Origin of the sequence: Vibrio sp. OPT46 (assembly GCF_015163535.1) — a bacterium.
Classification (GTDB): domain Bacteria; phylum Pseudomonadota; class Gammaproteobacteria; order Enterobacterales; family Vibrionaceae; genus Vibrio; species Vibrio alginolyticus.
In genome coordinates this window covers 80,534-86,865 of the sequence record NZ_JADDYG010000165.1, presented here as the reverse complement: position 1 = coordinate 86,865, position 6,332 = coordinate 80,534, and the positions used below count along the sequence as shown (strand labels likewise).

The window sequence follows — 6,332 nt, the reverse complement described above, 5'->3', positions numbered from 1 at the left end:
GTGTGTGGGGGGGGGGACGCTGATACACATGTGAACATGATCTTTCATCAAGTGCCCTTCCTCAATAGTCACGCCTTTCCGTTTCGCTAACTCATGAAACGTTGAACCTAGATGTTTTCGCAGTGCACCATATATCAATCTTTGTCTCTTTTTCGGTATAAAAACCACATGGTATTTACAATCCCAACGGGTATGAGACAGACTCTTATAGCCTCGCATAGGTTGTTTCCTCTTTACTTTTGGTCGAGAAAAGAAGTTACACCGTTGTCATGGTCAAACCTATGCGAGTCACCCCAGCTTAGCTGGGGATTTACCAGTATTTAATTAGTTAGTGTTTCAGGTGATGTTCACCAATCACACACCATGTAATGTAATGTGTATCATCCATCATTGAATAGCGGACTTTAATATTCACCTCACTGTTCAAATATTCATCGAGAATAAGGCTTGTCGCAAAAGTCAGTTCTTGTCTATAGCAATCAATCTGCTCAAGAACGACTGAATCAAAATCTAAAATCTGTTGAACGGTAGGGAAAATCGCTTTATAGATAGCCTCTTTTGCGGAAAATATTAGCGTTAGAAACTGACAAATATCATCAAAGTGAGCAGCGTGATGCCGTTCATTAAGCGAGACAATTTGTGATGATAGTTGATTCGCCCACTGACGAGACATCACTTTCTCAATGTCTACCCCTACCCCAACGACATCTTCACTACAGTGAGCAACAGATGCGACAGCATGTCCCACACAATGGGAAATAGACCCAACAATATTTTCAGGCCAAACAGGTTCATTCCCACGACCAATACCAATACTGCCGGCAGTTTCATGACCTAAATAGGTTAACGCTTGGTGCGCACACGCTCGTCCTGCCAAGAATTCACAACGGCGCTTAAGTGCCGCTTTACAAAAATTACTTGGTAAATGGATACCTTGCAACTCTATATTCGATATAAAATCAGGGCTGTAATCCACGCTTAGGTAGAGGGAAACCAAGTTATCAGACCACGGAAAAAGCTTCATAAAACTTACAAAAATTATTTTATAATGAGAATTATTATCTTATATCGATGATCGTTTTGAAAGCTGTTGTCACTTATCTTTGTTCACAAACTCTTTCAGCGTATCAGCCTGCCCAGACATCTTGGCAAACTCAGATAATGTTACCGATCTTTATTGGGACGGTCAGAATAGGTCTGTTGAAAAAGGGGTTTAGCGATTGATAGCTCACCTTTAATTAATGCCCCATCGATTCGGTGTTACCACGTTCGTCACGAGCACATGCATCAGCACCATTTTGAATCAATAACGCCACCGCTTTAGATTGACCACTATGTACGCCCCGTAGGTTGATCCATTTGTACGCATGAACATCAAAATCATACATAGTTCGGCGACTGATACAAGAATATTGGGACAAACCAATGGGAACTCTGCCAATCTAAAAACAGAATCGATGAAGCCTTGTAGGCTAAAGGTAAGGAAAAGACGCGCTTTACAATGAGAGTGGTCGTGATAGCAAGGTCACTAAACAATCCGGGGCGACCACGTCTATTCTGTCTGGGTTGCTTCCACTCAGCTATCGCCTCTTCGTCAATCCAAAACGTGAGTGAACCTCAGTTAGCCAAGGAGTTATTGTACTTGCTCTAGTTAATAGTTTTGTAGCGAGGCTTAGGCATGAAATCAAAGTCTGTGAATGAATCTCCCTGATCTGATCGTAAGATTTTGGTTTAGTCCATTCGATTTCCGCAACAAAGCCAGTGCATAATTTAAATATACAATTTCGCTCTTATTTACTACCACCAGTATTGACAAGTTACAAAATGTTTCACACTATCTACCCCGGAATCGAAATGAGAACCATTATCAATTCTAATAGAACATCATTACATTTTTGTCTTTTGGTTTATTTGGATATTAGTCATGCAACCTTTACACAACACCATCAACGCAGCGTCAGCCATACAACTCCCTACACTACACACTGTGTTATCTAAATCTGGAGTAGATGAGCGCTTAGAGCGTTTTATAGAGACTCAACGTGACGAGATCAAAGATATTCTATCGGGAAAAGATCAGCGTATGCTTGTGATCATTGGCCCGTGTTCAATCCATGACCCTAATGCAGCTTTGGAATACGCGAATAGATTAGCCAAAGTTCAAAAACAATTTAGTCAAACGTTAAAAATTGTCATGCGAACGTATTTCGAAAAGCCGAGAACACGAAAAGGTTGGAAAGGTTTTATCGTCGACCCAGAGTTAACAGGCGATTTCAATTTAGAGCAAGGTATCTATCAAAGCCGCTCATTATTGAAATCGATACTAGAGCTAGGCGTCCCTACTGCAACAGAATTTCTCGATACAAACATTGCTCCATATATTGCTGACCTTGTTTGCTGGGGGGCGATTGGAGCACGTACAACAGAGTCACAACCTCATCGACAACTTGCATCAGCACTTCATTGTGCTATTGGCTTTAAAAATGGAACAGACGGAAACACCTCCATATCCATTGACGCAATACATGCGGCAGGAGACTCTCACTTACTGGTGACTTTCGGTTCCAATGGGCATCCAATCGTACTCCAGACACCAGGCAACCCCCATTGTCATGTCATTCTTCGTGGAGGATTGGCTCCAAACTATTTTAGTCCAAATGTTCGTAGTACTGCTTATGACCTTGAGTACAACAAGTTAGCACCTAGCCTCATTATCGACTGCAGTCATGGCAACAGTGGTAAGATTGCAAAAAACCAACTCAATGCTATCAATAACATTTGCGATCAATTGACCGCAGGTGAAACGAGCATTTCAGGTGTGATGTGTGAAAGCTTTTTGCAAGGTGGTAACCAAGCATTGAATTCAGAAGAGTTGTGTTACGGCAAGTCGATTACCGACGAGTGTTTGAACTGGGATGATTCCGTAAGCTTCTTATCTAAACTCGATGAAGCTGTTAAGATTGCTTACCAAAACGAATACCTTCATTCTGAGATCGCTTAACTATTTAGCCGGGCATAACGCCCGGCTTCATTAGTTGTCTAACGTAGCCCCTCCGTCCACACGAAGATCATGCATTGTGATCTGTTTAGCACCATCAGACATCAGAAAGAGAACTGCTTTAGCTATGTCTTCTGGTTCTGCCATTTGCCCCAATGGAATCCCCAGCCGATATTGCTCTAAGTTGCCTTTTATGACTTCATTCTCGCCGTAGTTGACGTTCCATAGCTGGGTCTGCATGTCTGTTCTCGTTGAACCAGGGCTAACAAGATTGCAGCGAATGCCCTTTTCAGCAAGTTCCAAACCAACGCACTTCACTAGCATATGTAAGGCTGATTTTGTTGCTGCATATGCCCCTATATTCAACCTAGGTGTATTTGCCGAATTTGAGCCAATTACGACAATGTTTCCCTGCTGTCTATCTTTCATGCTGTTTGAAATCGCTTGGATTAACGCCAAAGCACCAAAGGTATTTACATCAAACATTTGTTTGATCTCATCCAAAGACATATCGTTCACGGCACCCAGATGCAATATTCCAGCACAACTCACTAAATGGTCAAACTGAAACTCACGATCGAGTTGGCAAACTTTGTCATTCACCTCATCGTGTTTTAATAAATCCAATTCGAAACAACATAACCTAGATTCATCAAAGCGAGCTCGAAGAGCTTCAATACTTTGATTCAAAAACGAAATATCCTTATCTGTCGCTACCACTCGATAGCCATTTTCTAACAGATGTTCCAACACAGCATAACCAATACCTTTACCTGATCCAGTGAGGAGTACCGTTTCAAAAGTACTATTCATTTACCTTACCCCAACATTCAAGTGGTAGCAGAAATCTGACGTCATTTATCGCTCCTTATTAAAATGCAATTAATTATCGTTTGATGTTGATAATCATTCTCACCTATACTCTAGCACTACATTTGCATGTGAAACAATTTGTAAATATGAGTAACGTAATATTTAGAGGTTAGATTTATGAAACGTGAAGTTGTTGGATTCTCCAAAATGACTGATGAGATTTTGGATGCGCGATTAGATGAGTCCCCTTTCTTCTTTGCTTCCCCCCATAGTTCGATGCTAGGCGTCGGTATTGAACAACAACTTGAGCAAGCCATTCCATTTTCACAACTGGCAGTTCAAGCCAATGAAATGTTGGAAAAAGCAAAGTCTGAATACAACGACAACCCTGTCTTGTTTGCCAGCGTTCCTTTTGATGAAAATACGCCAACAAGATTTGTTATCCCAGAGAAGCTTTATGTTTCCAGTAGCCACAGAGCAAGAGGACAAGATAAACAAAGTTCAAATAAAGCGACCATAGTGTCTGCTCCAACCGGAAACGATTATAAACAAGGGGTATCTACTCTCTTGAATTTGTTTGATACCACAGAGCTATCAAAGGTCGTACTTTCACGCTCACTCAGGCTGGCAACAGATCACACAATCGACCAAACAGTGCTACTGCGTAACTTATTGTCCATCAATGCCAATGGTTACACCTTTGCTTCAGACATTGGAAGTGGGGTTAAGTTGATGGGAGCCAGTCCGGAACTACTACTGGCCAAAAAAGGCGGTCACGTGATTTCTAACCCGTTAGCGGGCTCTCGTCCCAAATCTCAAAACACTCAAGAAAACCTTCATTTACGTGCTTCCTTGTTAGATACCCAAAAGGATCTGAATGAACATAGTTTTGTTGTCGAAGAAATTGAAAAAGTCTTGAGTCGTTATTGCCACAACCTGTTTACTCCCATGGTGCCTTCAGTGATTGAAACGGAAACAATGCTGCACTTGTCGACCGTATTGGAAGGTCAGGCAGACGATCCAACAACGAGTGCACTGCAAATCGCGGCCGAGCTCCACCCTACTCCAGCGGTTTGTGGGTTCCCAAGAAATTCGGCTTATCAAGCCATTAAGCAGATAGAGAACTTTGACCGTGGCTACTTTACCGGCATGGTTGGTTGGTGTGATGCAAGGGGTAATGGTGAGTGGGTGGTAACCATTCGCTGCGCAGAAGTAAGCCAGCACGAAATGTGCGTTTTTGCGGGTGCAGGTATCGTCATGGACTCTTCTCCTCAAAGTGAGCTAGATGAAACAGGAGCGAAGATGGGAACAATTTTACGTGCTGCTGGTATTCAAATTGACGAATTGCTTACGGTATAGAACGCATGACGAACATACAGCACACGTTAGATTTTACACCATGGCCACAAGAGTCCGCTCGGTACTATCGGGCAAAGGGATATTGGCAAGATAAAACATTATTCGACCATTTGCTGGACTCGGTTAAGACTCATCCAGATGCTTTAGCCATCATCAGTGGTGAATGCTCATACACCTTTCAACAGTTGCATGACAAAGTCACCCAGCTCGCCGCAGGATTCATTACATTAGGCCTGAAATCGGGTGACAATGTTGTCATGCAAATCAGCAATCGAGCGGAGTTTTATATCTGCTTCTTTGCACTAACCATGCAAGGGATAAAGCCAGTTGTTGCACTGCCAGCTCACCGAACTCTTGAGCTCAGCTATTTTTGTCGTCACGCACAAGCAAAAGCGTATATTTTCTCTGATGACACGCCGGGTTTTGATGCCCAAAAGACGGCCTTAACTTTGCAGGATGAATGTGCATCATTGTCATACCTCATTCACACAGACCAATCGGTAGATTCTCAAATTACCGAATTAAGCACGCTTTATGAAGCGCAAGGTATTGCTCAAAACAGCAATGCTAACCATGTAGCTTTCTTCCAGCTGTCTGGTGGCACTACAGGCACTCCAAAGCTGATCCCAAGAACACACAATGACTACGCATATAGCGTTATCGCAAGTAATGCAATATGTAACTTCAGTGAACAAACACGCTATCTGTGCGTATTGCCAGCAGCACATAACTTCCCATTAAGTTCCCCGGGTGCGTTAGGCGTTTTCTTTGCTGGAGGCTGTGTAGTATTGGCACAAGATAGCTCACCACAAAATGCGTTCAAGCTGATTGAACAACATAGGATCACCGTCTCCGCTCTTGTACCACCACTCGCGTTACTTTGGATGAAACATGCAGAGACTGCCGATGACGATATTTCTAGCCTTAAATTTGTGCAAGTTGGTGGCGCCAAGTTCAGTGAAACCACAGCCAGAGAGCTACCTAATAAGCTAAACTGCCAATTACAACAAGTCTTTGGAATGGCGGAAGGTTTGGTCAACTATACACGTTTAGATGACTCGATTGATGTCATCGTAAAAACACAAGGGCGGCCAATGTCGCCAGACGATGAAGTGCTCGTGGTTGATGACGAAGGCAAACCCGTCCCTGTTGGTGAAGAAGG

At 42.8% G+C, this 6,332-nt stretch carries 7 protein-coding genes and 1 pseudogene; 3 read left to right on the top strand and 5 right to left on the bottom strand.

The genetic code is table 11. From position 1 onward, the window contains the following. The 4 genes and pseudogenes from tnpA to IQR33_RS08125 all read right to left on the bottom strand — a co-directional run. Positions 1 to 219 (bottom strand): IS200/IS605 family transposase (gene tnpA / locus IQR33_RS08140; protein ID WP_193843615.1); only part of this gene is annotated, 219 nt, incomplete at its 3' end. Between the two features lie 109 nt (positions 220 to 328). Further along, a complete protein-coding gene (locus tag IQR33_RS08135; protein ID WP_193837331.1) occupies positions 329 to 1,024 on the bottom strand; it encodes a 4'-phosphopantetheinyl transferase family protein in 696 nt (231 codons plus the stop codon). Between the two features lie 214 nt (positions 1,025 to 1,238). Further along, positions 1,239 to 1,388: a hypothetical protein gene (locus IQR33_RS08130; protein ID WP_017634313.1), complete on the bottom strand. Its 150-nt coding sequence runs from the start codon at positions 1,386 to 1,388 to the stop codon at positions 1,239 to 1,241. A gap of 3 nt (positions 1,389 to 1,391) precedes the next feature. After that, positions 1,392 to 1,629 (bottom strand): annotated as a pseudogene (locus tag IQR33_RS08125) (transposase); the annotation flags it as partial. Positions 1,630 to 1,924: 295 nt separating this feature from the next. Between IQR33_RS08125 and IQR33_RS08120 the strand changes: the two are divergent. Continuing rightward, complete coding sequence (locus tag IQR33_RS08120) at positions 1,925 to 3,001, top strand: 3-deoxy-7-phosphoheptulonate synthase (protein WP_170897318.1); 1,077 nt, start codon at positions 1,925 to 1,927, stop codon at positions 2,999 to 3,001. A 30-nt stretch (positions 3,002 to 3,031) separates the two neighbouring features. Here the strand turns inward: IQR33_RS08120 and IQR33_RS08115 are convergent, their stop codons facing one another. Beyond that, the gene (locus IQR33_RS08115) at positions 3,032 to 3,811 is read right to left on the bottom strand and encodes a 2,3-dihydro-2,3-dihydroxybenzoate dehydrogenase (RefSeq protein WP_017821448.1); all 780 of its coding nucleotides are present in this window, start codon (positions 3,809 to 3,811) and stop codon (positions 3,032 to 3,034) included. A gap of 177 nt (positions 3,812 to 3,988) precedes the next feature. On the opposite strand from IQR33_RS08115, the gene IQR33_RS08110 reads away from it, so the two are divergent. Continuing rightward, positions 3,989 to 5,170: an isochorismate synthase gene (locus IQR33_RS08110; RefSeq protein ID WP_017821447.1), complete on the top strand. Its 1,182-nt coding sequence runs from the start codon at positions 3,989 to 3,991 to the stop codon at positions 5,168 to 5,170. Between the two features lie 5 nt (positions 5,171 to 5,175). Then, the coding region (locus tag IQR33_RS08105; RefSeq protein WP_228013797.1) for a (2,3-dihydroxybenzoyl)adenylate synthase at positions 5,176 to 6,332 on the top strand (1,157 nt) is incomplete at its 3' end.